Below are 16,213 nucleotides of genomic sequence, written 5' to 3' on the forward strand. Positions count from 1 at the left end.
CCATTCGGACGATAACGTCTGACATTGCGGCTGGCATCGGCCCGCCGCACACACGGCTATCAGCGCCCGCGCGCACCAGACCCTGTATTGAATGACAACATGAGGACTATCCACATGAAAACTATCCACATGAAGAATATCCACATGAGGACCATCCGTATGCGTACACGTCGCTTCGTCACCGGTATGGCAACGCTTGCCGTGACGACGGTACTCAGTACCAGCCTGTTTGCCGCCGATAACCTTCCCGGCAAAGGCATCACCGTTAAACCGGTGCAAAGCACACTCTCTGAAGAGACCTTCCAGACACTGTTGGTCAGTAAAGCACTGGAAAAACTGGGCTATACCGTCGATAAACCCAGTGAAGTCGATTACAACGTCGGTTACACCTCGATCGCCAACGGCGACGCCACCTTTACCGCCGTCAACTGGCAACCGCTGCACGACGGCATGTATCAAGCCGCCGGAGGCGACACCGCCTTCTACCGTCAGGGAACCTACGTTGCAGGTGCGGCGCAAGGGTATCTGATCGATAAAAAAACTGCCGACCAGTACCACATTACCCGTCTTGATCAGCTAAAAGATCCGAAACTGGCCACACTGTTCGACACCAATGGCGACGGCAAAGCGGACCTGACCGGCTGTAACCCCGGCTGGGGCTGCGAACGCGTGATTAATCACCAGATTCAGGCCTATGGACTGAGTGGAACCGTCAATCACAATCAGGGCAACTACGCAGCGCTGATCGCCGACACCATCGCCCGCTACAAACAGGGGAAACCGATTCTGTATTTCACCTGGACGCCGTATTGGGTGAGTGACGTACTGGTGCCGGGGCGCGACGTTGTCTGGTTGCAGGTACCGTTCTCATCGTTGCCGGGCAAACAAAAAGATACCGATACCAAACTGCCTAACGGCGCGAATTATGGCTTCCCCGTCAATAATATGCGCATTGTCGCCAATAAGTCGTGGGCGCAGAAAAACCCGGCAGCGGCAAAACTGTTCGCCATCATGACGTTACCACTGGCCGACATTAACGCCCAAAACCTGCGGATGCATCAGGGTGAAGCCTCTCAGGAAGATATCGAGCGCCACGTCAACGGCTGGATTAACGCACATCAGGCACAGTTTGACGGTTGGATTAATTCGGCCCGCGCTGCCGCGCAGTAAGTCACCCCGTTTAGCGCCCAGAGAACTTATTGCTCAGAGAACTTAGTGCTCAGAGAACCTGGCACCCAGAGGATACCCGCCCCGGTATCCTCTGCTCTTTCACCGCCCCCCCAATGCGCGCCACTTTCCCCACTCGCCATCCTGCTACCTTTCACATCCCAGGTAGCCAAATATCATCGGACCTTCCAAGAAAGGCTGATAAAACACCTTATTATTCTCAGGGAAATTTATAAGACAAATTGCTGGATTCTCAGGTGTGACTGTTCAATACTGAACCATTACTTCATGCAACATCAAGTTAACACTCCCCATGTCTGTATCTTCTACCAAGCCCGTCGGCCTGAGTCCGGCAATGACGTTATTAATGTCCGCCGCCACCGGCCTGGCGGTCGCCAGCAACTATTATGCCCAACCTTTGCTGGATGCTATCGCCCATGCCTTTCGTTTATCGGTCAATCAGGCCGGTTTTATCGTGACCGCCGCCCAGTTGGGCTATGCCTGCGGCCTGATGTTTCTGGTGCCGTTGGGCGACCGATTCGAACGCCGCAGCTTAATTGTCATCATGACACTGCTGGCCGCAGGTGGAATGCTGATCACAGCGTCTGCACCCTCGCTATGGCTGATGGTGGCAGGTACCGCGATTACCGGGCTGTTTTCGGTGGTCGCACAAATTCTGGTGCCGCTGGCCGCGACACTGGCCTCACCGGAAAACCGGGGTAAGGTCGTTGGGACTATCATGAGCGGCCTGTTGCTGGGGATCCTGCTGGCAAGAACACTGGCTGGCGCACTGGCTTCGCTGGGGGACTGGCGTACAGTGTATTGGGTCGCCAGCGCGTTAATGACCGGGATGGCGCTACTGATGTGGCGGTTACTGCCACAGTATCACTCCGCCACCGCTCTGAATTACCTGCAACTGCTGGCATCCATCTTCCAGCTGTTCGGTCGTTCCCGTGTACTGCGTACCCGCGCGATACTGGGTGCGATTTCATTTTCCAACTTCAGCATCATGTGGACGTCTATGGCATTTCTGCTGGCGGCTAGTCCTTATCACTATAGCGAAGGTATTATCGGCCTTTTTGGTCTGGCAGGTGCCGCAGGCGCACTGTCCGCCAGTCGGGCAGGCCGACTGGCTGATAAAGGCAAAGCCAAGCTCACCACCACTGTCGGCTGGTTGATGCTGGTGCTGTCATGGTTGCCGATTGCCGCAGGCGTCACTGCCGTAGTGCCATTGCTCATCGGCATCGTGGTACTGGATATGGCGGCTCAGGGAACCCACGTCACCAATCAGAGTGTGATTTACCGTATGCACCCAGAGGCACGTAATCGTCTCACCGCCGGGTACATGACCAGCTATTTTATCGGTGGCGCACTCGGTTCGCTGATCTCTGCCTACGCCTACCAGCATTTCGGCTGGTTGGGGGTATCGGGCGCCGGAGGGGTGCTGAGCTTACTAGGATTACTGGTGTGGTGGCGCAGCCATCATCACGAATCATCGTTACCCGAAGCAGGCTAGATACAGCTCAGCCAGAACCATTGCTGGCACTGCTTTACGTCAATGATGTTATTTTTCAATGAGTCTATGCTTTCAACCCGTGGATAATCTCAATACTGTGAATACTGTGACTGATGAACACTCGCCTGAACACACCGCCACCGAGGCCTCGTTTGTCAGAGGCCTGTTTGACAGCCTGCCGATTGTCATCGGCTACGTGCCGGTCGCGTTTGCGTTTGGTCTGAACGCGGTCAAACTGGGTTTCACGCCGCTGGAAGCCATTTTTCTTTCCTGCGTCATCTACGCTGGCGCAAGCCAGTTTGTCATCACAGCGCTACTGAGTGCAGGGGCGTCTATATGGGTAGCAGCACTGACTGTCATGGCGATGGACGTGCGCCATGTCTTGTACGGCCCGTCATTACGTCACCGCATCCGGCAACGCCTCCCCACTGGCAAGACCGTCTGGTGGGCATTTGGACTCACCGACGAAGTGTTTGCGGCCGCCACAGTGCGATTGTCACGGGATAACCGGCGCTGGAGTGAATCATGGATGCTGGGCGTGGCGATAAGCGCCTGGCTGTCGTGGGTCGCAGGCACAATACTCGGTGCCCTCTTCGGCAACGGCCCGCTAAACGAATACCCTGCGGTTGAGGCAGCGTTATCCTTCATGCTACCGGCCCTGTTTTTGAGCTTCCTGCTTGCGTCGTTCAAGCGTCGTCAGAGTCTGGTGGTCGCCACCGCGCTAGGCGGTGCCAGCCTGGGGTTACTGGTATCGTCTATTCCTGCCGCCATTCTGGTCGGTATTGTCGGCGGATGCCTGGCATCACTGTACCAACCAGCACAATTAAAAGAAGAGACACCATGAATACATCAGTATTATTGATTGGTCTGCTGGTGGGAACCGTTAATTTCCTATTCCGGTACCTGCCGTTACGACTGGGAGCTGGCCGGGCTTCAGGTCATTTGCGGCGAGGCAAAACCGCCCTGTTACTCGACAGTATCGGTATTGCCTCCATTTGCGCCCTGCTGGTAGTTTCTACCCTGCCGGACGTCATGCAGTACCCGGAAAGACAGTTACCGACACTGGTCGGTTTTGCCCTGCTAACACTTTGTTTTTACAAAACCCGCAGTATCGTGCTGTCGACACTGCTGGGTGCGCTATGCTATGGCATCGTATTTAAATGGGTTCAGACAATAGCCTGAGTATCACCGGCTCATATCGTGCCCTTTATCAGCAAAAATCAGGCGGCGACAGACCGCCTCACCTGCACACCGTTCGAGCAGTGATAAAATAAGCACTAATCGACAAGTCTCTCGCATTTACCTAATTAGTAACATTCGTTACTATGCAGGTTGTGATTAATGAGGTTGACATCTATGGAAAGTTCGTTCGCTCCAATCGAAGACATGCTGCGTATGCGGGCATCACGCCGCCCGGATTTCCCTTACCGGGAGGTCTTGCTGCTGCGTTTGTTCATGCATATGCAAACTAAAATACTGGAACACCGCAATCACATGCTGAAAGAGCAGGACATCAACGAGACCCTGTTCATGGCGCTGATTACGCTGGAATCACAGGAAAACTACTGTATCCAGCCTTCTGAGTTGAGTGCTGCGCTAGGCTCTTCGCGTACCAATGCCACCCGCATCGCGGATGAACTGGAAAAACGTGGCTGGATCGAGCGCCGCGAAAGCGACAGTGATCGCCGGTGTCTGTACCTGTACATGACCGAGAAAGGCAAAGCCTTTCTGGACGAATTGCTGCCGCCTCAGCACCGCAGCCTGCATACGCTCTGCTCTGCCCTTGAAGACAGTGAGAGAGATCAGTTGGAAGTGCTGATGCGTAAATTGTTACTGCGTCTTGACGACATGGAGCAGGACGGTTTCTAACCCCCGTCTCTATTCCTGACAGAGACCATCATCATCGTTGCTATGCAAACCCCAGGGTTTGCAGATGGTGTCGTGCGTTTCAAAAAAAATCACCATCGCAATAATACCGCCATGAACGGCAATCAAAGGCCATGAAAGGCCGAAAAAAAGAAATTTAATCAGGAGAGCATTATGAGTGCCAACGTGGAAAAGCAGAGTCCACCTACCGTGCCATCAAAACCCAGAAAAACGCGTAAAGGAATTCTCACCCTACTGATGATCCTGTTTTTCTTTATTGGCTGTGTGTGGTTCGCTTATTGGTATCTGGTATTACGGCACCATCAGGAAACCGATGACGCCTATGTCGCCGGCAACCAGGTTCAAATTATGTCGCAGGTCAACGGTAGCGTCACACGAGTCAATGTCGATAACACTGACTTCGTTAAAAAAGGTGATGTTCTGATTGAGCTTGACCCAACCGATTCCGAGCAGGCCTTTGAGCGGGCGCAGACCACGCTGGCGAACAGCGTGCGTCAGGTTCATCAGCAGATGATCAACGTCCGTCAGTATAAAGCTAATATCGAGTTGCAACAGATTACGCTGGCTCAAGCCATCAGTGACTTGAACCGCCGTGAAGCGCTGGGGCGGGCGAATGCTATCGGACGGGAAGATTTGCAACATGCCCGTGATCAGGTCTCCAGCGCCAAAGCCTCGCTGGAAGCCACTAAACAGCAATATGCCGCCGCCCAGGCGCTGGTACTCAACACGCCGTTGGAGCAGCAACCAGCTATCGCACAAGCCGCAACTGACCTGCGTAACGCCTGGCTGGCGCTGAAACGCACGCATATCGTCAGCCCTGTTGATGGTTACGTGTCTCGCCGCAGCGTACAGTTGGGTGCTCGCATTACCCCGTCATCGTCCCTGATGGCAGTCGTACCGGCAGCGCCGCTGTGGGTTGACGCGAACTTTAAGGAAACCCAGTTAGCCAATATGCGCATTGGCCAGCCTGCAACCGTCACCAGTGATCTTTACGGCGATAACGTGGTGTACAAAGGCAAAGTGGTCGGTCTGGATATGGGAACCGGTAGTGCGTTCTCACTGCTGCCTGCCCAGAATGCCACCGGTAACTGGATCAAAGTCGTACAGCGTTTACCAGTCAGGATCGAGTTAGACCCGAAACAGCTGGCTGATAACCCGTTGCGCATTGGTTTGTCGATGTTGGTGAGTGTGGATACCGCGAATACCGATGGTAGAGTGCTTTCCGACGCAAGCCGCACAACACCGGCCTACCAGAGTGACGCACTGGATCTCGACCTGGCACCAGTCAACCAGATGATCGATCAGATCATCAGCGCTAACGCGGGCTAATCTCAGAAGGAGAGCAGCGTGACAAAAAAACCGCTTGAGGGCATGCCGCTGGCTCTGATGACGTTAGCCCTATCGCTGGCAACGTTCATGCAGGTGCTGGATTCAACCATTGCCAACGTCGCTATCCCGACTATCGCCGGGAATTTGGGGGCGTCGAACTCACAGGGTACCTGGGTCATCACATCTTTCGGGGTGGCGAACGCCATCTCCATCCCCATCACCGGCTGGCTGGCAAAACGTGTCGGTGAGGTGCGCCTGTTTATCTGGGCCACGATCCTGTTTACCCTCACGTCGTGGCTGTGCGGCGTATCCACCAGCCTCGAAATGTTGATCGTTTCTCGTATGTTGCAAGGGCTGGTCGCAGGCCCGATTATTCCATTGTCCCAAAGCCTGTTGCTGAACAACTACCCGCCAGCCAAACGCGGTATCGCCCTAGCTCTGTGGTCAATGACGGTGGTTGTCGCCCCGATCTTTGGCCCGATCCTTGGCGGCTGGATCAGTGATAACTACCACTGGGGATGGATCTTCTTTATCAACGTACCGCTGGGTATTATCGTCGTGTTGATTACCCTGCAAACCTTACGTGGGCGAGAGACCAAAACCGAGATCCGCCCAATTGATACAGTCGGGTTGGTTTTACTGGCAGCCGGTATCGGCAGTCTGCAGATGATGCTGGACCGCGGGAAAGAGCTGGACTGGTTTAACTCGACGGAGATCGTGACGTTGACGGTCGTTGCCGTCGTATCACTAACGATACTGGTGGTGTGGGAACTCACTGACGAGCATCCAGTGGTTGACCTGTCGTTGTTTAAAATGCGGAACTTCACTATCGGGTGCCTGTGTACCAGTCTGGCATTCATGCTCTATTTTGGTGCTATTGTACTGTTACCGCAGTTATTACAGGTGGTATTTGGCTATACCGCTACCTGGGCTGGGCTGGCATCCGCCCCCGTGGGGCTGATGCCAGTCATCCTTTCGCCGATCATCGGCAAATTCATGCATAAGCTGGATATGCGTCGTCTGGTGACATTCAGTTTCATCATGTATGCGATCTGTTTCTACTGGCGGGCTTACACCTTCGAACCTGCCATGGATTTCGGTGCTTCCGCCTGGCCGCAGTTCGTACAAGGATTTGCCGTTGCTTGCTTTTTTATGCCGTTAACCACTATCACGCTCTCTGGTCTACCACCGGAACGAATGGCGGCCGCATCCAGCTTGTTTAACTTCACCCGTACACTGGCGGGTTCTATCGGCACGTCAATCACTACAACACTGTGGGGACGTCGGGAAGCGTTGCATCACGCACAGTTGGCTGAAGCGATCAATCCTTACAATCCGCTGGCACAGCAAACCTACCAACAACTGGAAGCCATGGGAATGAGCCAACAGCAGGTATCCAGCTATCTGGCACAGCAAGTTACCGCACAAGGGCTGATTATTGGTGCCAACGAAATCTTCTGGCTGTCGGCGGGAGTATTTGTCGTGCTGATTATACTGGTATGGTTCGCTAAACCCCCATTTGGCAGCCACTCAGCAGGTGGTGCGCACTGATCGGATGCCGCACGACACTGAATCAAAAATGGAATAAAAGAAGGTGGCTTAGCCACCTTCTTTTATTCACTCAATCGGCGAACCAAACATCACTTAGCCGTGATGCTGCCGCCACCATTCTGCCAGCAGGATCCCGGTAGCCACCGAGATATTCAGGCTTTCCACATTGCCGGTGCCATTAATCGACACTTTGACATCGCCCTGCTGCCAGGCACTGTCTGACAAGCCATCGCCTTCCTGACCCAGCACGATCACCGTCTTCGCGGGCAGCGAGACTTTCGATAAAGTTGTGCCCTTATGGCTGGACGTCGTCACGATGGTGTAACCCGCAGCACGGAACTGCGCCAGCGCATCAACCAGACCCTCGGCACTGATTGCTTTCACGTGCTCAGCACCGCCTTCTGCAGTACGCACCGCAGCACCAGACTCCAACTGCGATGCATCATTGACCAGCACGCCTTTCACACCAAAGTGCGCGCAACTACGCATGATCCCGCCCAGATTATGTGGATTACCCACATCTTCCAGCGCCAGCACACAGTCAGTGTCCCCCGCCTCACGCAGGTAAGCCGCAACATCCAGACCACGGCGTTTCTTGATCAGAAAACACACGCCACCGTGATGTTCCGTACCGGATGCACGAACAAGTTCTTCGTCTTCCACCACGTGATAAGCCTTGCGGTTAGCCGCCATCCAGCGCAATGCATCACGAAAACGCGGTGTAACTTCTTGTAAAAACCAGCCACGCACAATGGCTTCCGGGCGGCTTAAGAACAGAGCCTGACAAGCATTTTCGCCGTAAACCCGGGTTTCTTCCGCACGCTGACGGCGGATCTGCTCTGGGTCGACCTGGCTCTTACCGCTAATTCCGCCGTGATCCGGCGTTTCTCCTGGCGCACGCGATACCGTTTTCCATGGAGAATCAGCATAGTCAGGCGATTCACTTCGAACCGGACGCTCACGCCCTGCTGACTCACCACGCCATTTTCCGCCACGCCCGGCGCTGTCTTTATTATCCCGATCGCGTCCACCACGCGGCGCACCATCACGCCCTTTACGAGCACCACGGTTGCTGTCGCTACGATGGCTATCTCCGTCACCACGACGCTTATCCGATGTCCGTTTTGGCTTGCTTTTCTCGTCGCCATCCTCGCTACGGACGTACATGACACGGACTTTGCCGCCCTTTCCACTCAATGTATCGCTCATGATCTTCTCCACCTACGCGCTGGGCGCGAAGATTACCCTATGTACACCAGGTTAGCCACCAGCCCGATCATAAAAGTCACTAACTATTGTAACTATTGGGTAAAACGCCTTGTTGGTGTTCCACAGGCTATCCATACTTATCCTGTTTTCGCACCACAGTTGTTGAGCCTTTTGCGCCAGATGGACGCATCTTCATCAACAATACACTTGATTACAGCCCTTTTTCTATCAGAGGCCCGTTTATGAATACGGTATGTGCATTCTGCAACGCCACAAATCGACTGCCAGAAGAACGTATTAATGAAAACCAGAGCGCCAAATGCGGTCGTTGCGGTCATCCCTTGTTTAATGGGGAGGTGATCAACGCCACGGAAAAGACACTGGATAAATTACTACAGGACGATCTGCCGGTGGTGGTGGACTTCTGGGCCCCCTGGTGCGGCCCGTGCGTCAACTTTGCACCCGTATTTGAAAGCGTCGCCGACGAAAATGCCGACAAGATCCGCTTTGTGAAAGTGAACACTGAGGCAGAACCGGCTCTGAGCGCCCGTTTTCGTATCCGCAGTATCCCGACTATCATGCTCTTCAAGCAAGGGAAAATGGTCGATATGCTTAGCGGCGCGATGCCTAAAGCCCCTTTTGAGAGCTGGCTTAACGAATCGCTCTAAGTACGCCCTGACCCCGCATCATCACCAACAATCGCCCCGTTTACCACACGGGGCTTTTGGTCAGCAGCCCGGTCGTTTAGAATGACGCTTTTAACGGAAAATCATGACCGGTAACGCTGTTCTGCGTCTGCGCCAGCAACGCCTTGCTCTCTCCACACGCCCATTTCGCGCCCGCGGTTGTCGCGTGACGCGCTGCCAGCGTTGTCTGCTGCCGGAAATTCACTGTCTGTGCGATACCCTCTCACCCAGCACCGCTCGCAGTCGTTTCTGTCTGGTCATGTTCGATACTGAACCGCTAAAACCCAGTAATACCGGTCGTCTGATTGCCGACATTCTGCCGCAAACAGATGCCTTCTTGTGGTCTCGCACCGAACCTGACCCGGCCTTGCTTGATGCATTGCAAACCCCAGACTATCAACCCTGGCTGGTATTTCTGGCTGACGCCGACGAAGAAGGGCGTCAGGTTTGTCATCAGTTACCCGACAGTGGCAAACCACCATTGTTTGTGATGCTCGACGGCACCTGGCCAGAAGCGCGCAAGATGTTCCGCAAAAGCCCGTACCTCGATTCATTACCGATCCTGTCGCTCAGCGTGGACGCGTTATCCTGTTATCAACTGCGGGAAGCCAGTAGCGACGGACAACACTGCACAGCGGAAATCGCCATCGCCTTGTTGCGTCAGGCCGGTGACCACGATGCCGCCAACGCGCTGGGCGCGCATTTTGATCGTTTTCGCCGCCACTATCTGGCAGGCAAAGCCCATCATGCGAAAAAGAAAATTTCATCTACTGTCACAGCAAAATCAGCAACTGACGTTTAAGATCAATCAGGTGTATTCCAACAGGAGTAACTGATGAGCCAACGTGGATTAGAAGCACTGCTGCGACCGCGTTCAATCGCGGTGCTCGGGGCATCGGAAAAACCGGGACGGGCGGGTTTTCTGATGATGCGCAATCTGCTTGATGGCGGATTCAACGGGCCGGTGCTGCCGGTAACGCCTAAATACAAGGCAGTGTGCGGTGTTCTGGCGTACCGCGACGTCGCAAGCCTGCCAATGACGCCTGACCTTGCGGTTATCTGCACACGTGCTGATCGTAATCTATCGCTGCTGGAGGCGTTGGGACAACGAGGCTGTAAAACCGTCATCGTGCTTTCCGCTCCGCCATCGCAATTCACCGAGTTGAAAAGCTGTGCCGCCCGCTACGCGATGCGCCTGTTAGGCCCGAATAGCCTCGGGCTGTTAGCCCCCTGGCAGGGGCTTAACGCCAGCTTTTCACCAGTACCGATTTTAAAAGGCAAACTGGCGTTTATTTCCCAGTCGGCGGCGGTCTCCAATACCATACTGGACTGGGCGCAACAACGCGGCATTGGCTTCTCTTACTTTATCGCACTGGGTGACAGCCTGGATATTGACGTTGATGACCTGCTGGATTTTCTGGCGCGAGACGGTAAAACCAGCGCCATTTTGCTGCATCTGGAGCACATCAGCGACGCCAGACGTTTTCTTTCTGCCGCACGCAGTGCTTCTCGTAATAAACCGATTCTGGTTATCAAAAGTGGTCGCAGCCAACAGGCGCAGCAACTGCTGTATGACGGCCAGCATGGGCTGGATGCCGCCTATGACGCCGCTATCCAGCGTGCCGGGCTGCTACGGGTGCAAGACACCCACGAACTGTTTTCGGCAGTGGAAACCCTCAGTCACTTGCGCCCGTTGCGTGGTGAGCGCTTGCTGATTGTCAGCAATGGCGCTTCCCCTGCCGCCCAGGCGCTGGACCAGTTGATTGCACGCCAGGGCAAACTGGCAAAATTAAGTGAAGCAACGCAACAGGCGTTACGCGCCGTATTGCCTGACGATGTCACTATCGGCAATCCGCTCGATTTGCGCGATGACGCGACCCCACAACGCTATCAGGCTACGCTGTCGGCACTACTCGATAGCGACGATTATGATGCTCTGCTGATCATTCATGCCCCCAGCGCCGCCGCTCCCGGGACGGAAAGCGCGGAAAGCCTGATTCAGTTGTTGCAGCAACACCCACGCGGCAAGCGTATTACATTGCTGACCAACTGGTGCGGCGAGTTCTCCTCGCAAGAAGCGCGTCGTCTGTTCAACGAGGCAGGAATCCCAACCTATCGAACGCCGGAAGGTTCGGTCACAGCATTCATGCATATCGTTGAATACCGCCGCAACCAGAAGCAGCTAAAAGAAACCCCAGCGCTGCCTTCCGACCTCACCGCCAATACCGCACAGGCACACCAGTTGATCAGTCAGGCGTTGCAGGAAGGTGCCACCCGGCTCGATACCCATGAAGTGCAGCCGATTCTGCAGGCCTACGGCCTGAATACGCTGCCGACCTGGATTGCCAGCGATAGCACTGAGGCGGTGTACATCGCGGAAAAAATTGGCTATCCCGTGGCGCTTAAACTGCGCTCGCCAGATATTCCCCACAAGTCGGAAATTCAGGGCGTTATGCTGTATCTGCAAAATGCCCAGGAGGTACAACTGGCGGCAGAAGCGATGTTGGAACGGGTCAGGCATACCACCCCACAGGCACGCGTTCACGGTTTGCTGGTGCAGGGCATGGCCAACCGCACCGGTGCGCTGGAGCTACGCATCGCCGTCGAGCAGGATGCTATCTTCGGCCCGATCATTATGCTGGGAGAAGGCGGTACGGAATGGAACCGGGAAACACAAGCAGCAGTAGCCTTGCCGCCGCTGAACATGGCACTGGCGCGCTACCTGATCGTTCAGGCATTAAAAAGCGGTAAGATCCGTAGCCAAAATGCCCTCAAGCCATTAGATATCGCCGCCTTCAGCCGGTTACTGGTGCAGGTTTCCAACCTGATTCTGGATTGCCCAGAGATTGTGCGTCTGGATATTCACCCACTGCTGGCTTCCGGCGAGGAGTTTACGTTGCTGGATGTGACCTTACATTTGGCCCCCTTCAGCGGCGACTCACAATCGCGCTTATCGATTCGTCCGTATCCACAGGAACTGGAAGAGACTGTTTTGCTCAAGGATGGCTCATCCTGCCTGTTCCGCCCTATTCTTCCTGAAGACGAACCGCTGCTGGCTCATTTTATCGGCAAAGTGACGCGTGAAGATCTGTACTACCGCTATTTCAGTGAAATCAATGAATTTACCCATGAAGATTTAGCCAATATGACCCAGATTGACTACGATCGTGAAATGGCGTTTATTGCTGTCCGGGCTGATATCACCGGTGAGCCGGAAATTATCGGGGTCACACGCGCGATTGCCGACCCTGACAACATCAGCGCAGAATTCGCGGTACTGGTGCGTTCTGATCTGAAAGGACTGGGGTTAGGCAGAAGGCTACTGGAGAAATTGATCCACTACGCCAGCCTGCACGGACTCAATCGCCTTAGCGGGATTACAATGCCGAATAATCAGGGAATGGTCTCTCTGGCGAAGAAACTGGGCTTTAACGTTGACGTACAACTGGAAGACGGCATTGTCACACTGGAACTGCCGTTGGGTACGCCTGTGCAGCCATAACCCGTACGTAGATGTGGCTGAGATCTCGCTACCGGCAGTAAAACTTGCTCACACGCCTGCCAAGTAGTGGTATCATCGCCCGATTCGGCTATGCCTTAACATGTATTTCATGACCATGTGGTTGTCCCACGATGAGAGAAGAATCGCACTGTGATGTTGTCAAAATTAAAGCGGACTAAATATCAACAACACCTTGCACAATTGCCTAAAATTCCCCAGTCTGCCGATGACGTCCAGACGCTTCACAGCCCAGCGCATTTCCGTGCTACGCTGACAGAGCTGATTCTGCAGGCCAGGAAACGCATCTATCTGGTGGCCTTGTATCTGGAACACGATGATGGCGGCGAAGGTATTTTGTCTGCACTCTATCAAGCCAAACGTCAATGCCCGGAACTGGAGATCAATGTACTGGTCGACTGGCATCGTGCTCAACGCGGTCGTATCGGTGTCGCGGCAGATAGCACAAACGCCGACTGGTACTACGAGATGGCGCAGCGATACGATGACGCCGCTTTCCCGATTTATGGCATTCCGGTCAATACCCGTGAGGCATTGGGTGTCTTGCACCTGAAAGGGTTTATTATCGATGACACCGTACTCTATAGCGGTGCCAGTCTGAATGATGTCTATCTCCATCAGCATGAAAAGTACCGATATGACCGTTATCAGTTAATTCATAACCCGGTACTGGCTGATGTCATGGCGCGTTATGTACAAGACCTGCTGGTGTCATCTGCCGTACAACGGCTGGACACCTCTTCTCGTCCCAAAACCATCGACATTAAAAATGATATCCGTCAGTTCCGTCAGTCGCTGCGTTCGGCAACGTATCTGCTACCGGGAGTCGGCGACAACAACAATCGGTTGACGGTCACACCGCTGGTTGGGCTGGGTAAACAAAGCCCACTGAATCAGACCATCCACCATTTGATGTACTGCACCGATCAGCATCTGGTGATGTGTACGCCGTATTTCAATCTACCCGCCTTGCTGGTGCGCAACATTATTCGCCTGCTACGTGACGGCAAACAGATTGAGATTATTATTGGCGATAAAACGGCAAACGACTTTTTCATCCCGGAAGACCAACCGTTTCGGATTATCGGTGCGCTACCTTACCTGTATGAAATCAACCTACGTCGCTTCCTGAGCCGCCTGCAGAAATATATCGATAGCAACCAGTTAGTGGTTCGCCTGTGGAAGGATGGAGACAACAGTTTCCACCTTAAAGGCATGTGGGTAGATGATCATTGGCAATTACTGACGGGCAATAACCTCAATCCTCGTGCCTGGCGGCTGGATCTGGAAAACGCCATCCTGATTCATGACCCGGAACAGGTGTTGCAAGCACAGCGTCAGCAGGAGCTGGAATGCATTCGTGCTCATACCCAGGTCATCACGCACTATCAGCAGTTGCAGAGCATTGCACAATATCCGCTAAAAGCACGCAAACTCATCCGTCGCTTGCGCCGAATCCGTATTGACCGCCTGATTAGTCGAATTCTGTAGCACTTCCCGCCATTCCGGGACGTTCACCACTCCGGAATGGCGCTTCATGTATCCGTTTAATTCACCCTCGTCTGACTGAGACTCACTAAAAGCAGGAAACATTGCGGCTGGTGCGTAGCCGACACTGCAGTCGGCTACTGTTTATAGTAGATACTGGCACATCATGAGAGCTTTTCGCCTTTCCCTTTATGGTGTAACCCCAGCGATACCAGAAACGCCAATGCTCCCATTAATGATACATACCAAAAGAAGGACTCCTCCGCCCCCAGCGACTTCAGCGATAAAGCGACATACTCAGCAGAACCGCCAAACAGGGCATTCGCTACAGCGTAAGATAACCCGACCCCCAGCGCCCTGACCTCTGGAGGAAACATTTCTGCCTTCAAAATACCACTGATAGAGGTATAAAAGCTCACTATCACCAACGCCAGCATAACCAGAGAGAAGGCAATAACCGGGTTGGTCACCCCCTGCAAAGTAGACAGAATCGGTACCGTCAATAATGCCGATAGCGACCCAAAAAGCAGCATGGAACTACGGCGACCAATTTTATCAGACAGTGCACCGAACAACGGTTGCAGTAACATGAAGACAAACAGTGCCAGTGTCATCAATCCGCTGGCCGACTTGGCATTCATTCCGGCGGTATTCACCAGATATTTCTGCATGTAAGTCGTGTAGGTATAAAAGCTCAGCGAGCCGCCCGCAGTAAACCCCAACACCATGATAAACGCCTTGCGGTTGTGCCACAGTCCACGCAGCGATCCGGCATCTTTACGTGCACGGGTTTCGCTATTTGATGTTTCATTGAGTGAACGACGCAAAAACAGTGCCACCACCGCCAACGCCGCTCCCAGAGCAAAGGGGATACGCCATCCCCATGTGCGCAACTCCACGTCAGAAAGCAGATGTTGCAGGATAACCACCACCAGTAACGCCAGCAATTGGCCACCAATCAGCGTAACATACTGGAAAGATGCATAAAATCCCTTACGCCCTTCCAGCGCCACTTCACTCATGTAAGTCGCGCTGGTCCCGTATTCCCCCCCCACTGATAGCCCTTGAAATAAACGCGCTATCAGCAGTAATAATGGTGCCCACACCCCAATCGAGGCATAACCGGGTAAGCAGGCAATCACCAACGATCCCAGACACATCATGCACACCGATATCAGCATCGACTTTTTACGACCGTATTTATCAGCGATGTAGCCAAACAACCAACCACCGATGGGGCGCATCAGAAATCCGGCAGCAAAGACACCAGCAGTTTGTAACAGCTGCGTAGTCGTATTACCGGTTGGGAAGAAGATATGGGCAAAATAAAGAGAACAAAACGAATAGACGTAAAAATCAAACCACTCAACCAAATTACCCGAGGATGCGCCGACAATTGCCCAAATGCGTTGACGCGTGCTACTGACCATTATTCCATCCTGTGGCTTTATTGTATTCACCATATATGATTCACCCTTTCTGTCTGTTATTTCATTATTCTTTTATATATAGCAGACACAATAAAACAGGCTTGAGGATTCAGGCAAAGACTAATCAGCTCATGTAATTATTTAAGCCGGAAAAAGGATGTGATCGTTATATCCAACTACATGGCTGAAGTAGGCTAAATACGTGATACACAGAGAGTAAACGAAAAGGATCCACAAAATACCGATCCATGGATCTTGCTTTCGGGAACGAAAGTCGACAAACAACCGATGACAAATAACGAATAAAGCAAAAGGCCCGCTCTTTCGAACGGGCCTTTTGCTTTGTTTGATGTCTGGCAGTTCCCTACTCTCGCATGGGGAGACCCCACACTACCATCGGCGCTACGGCGTTTCACTTCTGAGTTCGGCA

At 53.5% G+C, this 16,213-nt stretch carries 13 protein-coding genes and 1 rRNA gene; 11 read left to right on the forward strand and 3 right to left on the reverse strand.

The features are described 5' to 3' along the window. Positions 1–159 precede the first annotated feature (159 nt). The 7 genes from proX (at position 160) to emrB (ending at position 7,450) form a co-directional block, all read left to right on the forward strand. The gene (gene proX / locus FAZ14_RS05185) at positions 160–1,170 is read left to right on the forward strand and encodes a glycine betaine/L-proline ABC transporter substrate-binding protein ProX (RefSeq protein ID WP_016941680.1); all 1,011 of its coding nucleotides are present in this window, start codon (positions 160–162) and stop codon (positions 1,168–1,170) included. Between the two features lie 310 nt (positions 1,171–1,480). Then, positions 1,481–2,683, forward strand: coding sequence for an MFS transporter (locus FAZ14_RS05190; protein WP_016941679.1), 1,203 nt, complete (start codon positions 1,481–1,483; stop codon positions 2,681–2,683). A gap of 79 nt (positions 2,684–2,762) precedes the next feature. After that, on the forward strand, positions 2,763–3,527 hold the full coding sequence (locus tag FAZ14_RS05195; protein ID WP_016941678.1) for an AzlC family ABC transporter permease: 765 nt from the start codon (positions 2,763–2,765) through the stop codon (positions 3,525–3,527). After that, complete coding sequence (gene ygaH, locus FAZ14_RS05200) at positions 3,524–3,865, forward strand: L-valine transporter subunit YgaH (RefSeq protein ID WP_016941677.1); 342 nt, start codon at positions 3,524–3,526, stop codon at positions 3,863–3,865. Before FAZ14_RS05195 ends, ygaH begins: the two co-directional genes overlap by 4 nt. Positions 3,866–4,039: 174 nt before the next feature. Then, positions 4,040–4,552: a transcriptional repressor MprA gene (gene mprA / locus FAZ14_RS05205; protein ID WP_016941676.1), complete on the forward strand. Its 513-nt coding sequence runs from the start codon at positions 4,040–4,042 to the stop codon at positions 4,550–4,552. Between the two features lie 171 nt (positions 4,553–4,723). Continuing rightward, the gene (gene emrA, locus FAZ14_RS05210; RefSeq protein WP_016941675.1) at positions 4,724–5,899 is read left to right on the forward strand and encodes a multidrug efflux MFS transporter periplasmic adaptor subunit EmrA; all 1,176 of its coding nucleotides are present in this window, start codon (positions 4,724–4,726) and stop codon (positions 5,897–5,899) included. Positions 5,900–5,917: 18 nt separating this feature from the next. Then, entirely contained in the window at positions 5,918–7,450 is a 1,533-nt protein-coding gene (emrB, locus tag FAZ14_RS05215; RefSeq protein ID WP_016941674.1) for a multidrug efflux MFS transporter permease subunit EmrB, read from the forward strand. Positions 7,451–7,543: 93 nt separating this feature from the next. On the opposite strand, the gene FAZ14_RS05220 is transcribed toward emrB, so the two are convergent. Then, positions 7,544–8,659 carry a tRNA/rRNA methyltransferase gene (locus FAZ14_RS05220; RefSeq protein WP_016941673.1) on the reverse strand — a complete coding sequence of 372 codons (1,116 nt, stop codon included), beginning with the start codon at positions 8,657–8,659 and terminating at the stop codon, positions 7,544–7,546. A 242-nt stretch (positions 8,660–8,901) separates the two neighbouring features. Between FAZ14_RS05220 and trxC the strand changes: the two genes are divergently transcribed. The 4 genes from trxC (at position 8,902) to pssA (ending at position 14,356) form a co-directional block, all read left to right on the forward strand. Beyond that, the gene (trxC, locus tag FAZ14_RS05225; RefSeq protein WP_016941672.1) at positions 8,902–9,327 is read left to right on the forward strand and encodes a thioredoxin TrxC; all 426 of its coding nucleotides are present in this window, start codon (positions 8,902–8,904) and stop codon (positions 9,325–9,327) included. A 103-nt stretch (positions 9,328–9,430) separates the two neighbouring features. Next, positions 9,431–10,147 carry a tRNA-uridine aminocarboxypropyltransferase gene (locus tag FAZ14_RS05230; protein WP_016941671.1) on the forward strand — a complete coding sequence of 239 codons (717 nt, stop codon included), beginning with the start codon at positions 9,431–9,433 and terminating at the stop codon, positions 10,145–10,147. A gap of 33 nt (positions 10,148–10,180) precedes the next feature. Beyond that, positions 10,181–12,847, forward strand: a complete 2,667-nt coding sequence (locus FAZ14_RS05235) for a bifunctional acetate--CoA ligase family protein/GNAT family N-acetyltransferase (protein WP_153508144.1) — start codon at positions 10,181–10,183, stop codon at positions 12,845–12,847. A 201-nt stretch (positions 12,848–13,048) separates the two neighbouring features. Further along, a complete protein-coding gene (gene pssA, locus FAZ14_RS05240; protein ID WP_420890243.1) occupies positions 13,049–14,356 on the forward strand; it encodes a CDP-diacylglycerol--serine O-phosphatidyltransferase in 1,308 nt (435 codons plus the stop codon). 161 nt (positions 14,357–14,517) lie between these two features. On the opposite strand, the gene FAZ14_RS05245 is transcribed toward pssA, so the two are convergent. Beyond that, positions 14,518–15,816: an MFS transporter gene (locus FAZ14_RS05245; protein ID WP_016941668.1), complete on the reverse strand. Its 1,299-nt coding sequence runs from the start codon at positions 15,814–15,816 to the stop codon at positions 14,518–14,520. Between the two features lie 318 nt (positions 15,817–16,134). Next, positions 16,135–16,213: ribosomal RNA gene (gene rrf, locus FAZ14_RS20520) — 5S ribosomal RNA — on the reverse strand; the annotation flags it as partial.

Source organism: Dickeya oryzae, assembly GCF_009372235.1.
Taxonomy (GTDB): Bacteria; Pseudomonadota; Gammaproteobacteria; order Enterobacterales; family Enterobacteriaceae; genus Dickeya; species Dickeya oryzae.

Coding starts and splice junctions, on each gene's coding strand:
- proX (WP_016941680.1), top strand. CDS start 160: ATGCGTACACGTCGCTTCGTCACCGGTATGGCAACGCTTGCCGTGACG.
- FAZ14_RS05190 (WP_016941679.1), top strand. CDS start 1,481: ATGTCTGTATCTTCTACCAAGCCCGTCGGCCTGAGTCCGGCAATGACG.
- ygaH (WP_016941677.1), top strand. CDS start 3,524: ATGAATACATCAGTATTATTGATTGGTCTGCTGGTGGGAACCGTTAAT.
- mprA (WP_016941676.1), top strand. CDS start 4,040: ATGGAAAGTTCGTTCGCTCCAATCGAAGACATGCTGCGTATGCGGGCA.
- emrA (WP_016941675.1), top strand. CDS start 4,724: ATGAGTGCCAACGTGGAAAAGCAGAGTCCACCTACCGTGCCATCAAAA.
- FAZ14_RS05220 (WP_016941673.1), bottom strand. CDS start 8,659: ATGAGCGATACATTGAGTGGAAAGGGCGGCAAAGTCCGTGTCATGTAC.
- trxC (WP_016941672.1), top strand. CDS start 8,902: ATGAATACGGTATGTGCATTCTGCAACGCCACAAATCGACTGCCAGAA.
- FAZ14_RS05230 (WP_016941671.1), top strand. CDS start 9,431: ATGACCGGTAACGCTGTTCTGCGTCTGCGCCAGCAACGCCTTGCTCTC.
- FAZ14_RS05235 (WP_153508144.1), top strand. CDS start 10,181: ATGAGCCAACGTGGATTAGAAGCACTGCTGCGACCGCGTTCAATCGCG.
- FAZ14_RS05245 (WP_016941668.1), bottom strand. CDS start 15,816: ATGGTGAATACAATAAAGCCACAGGATGGAATAATGGTCAGTAGCACG.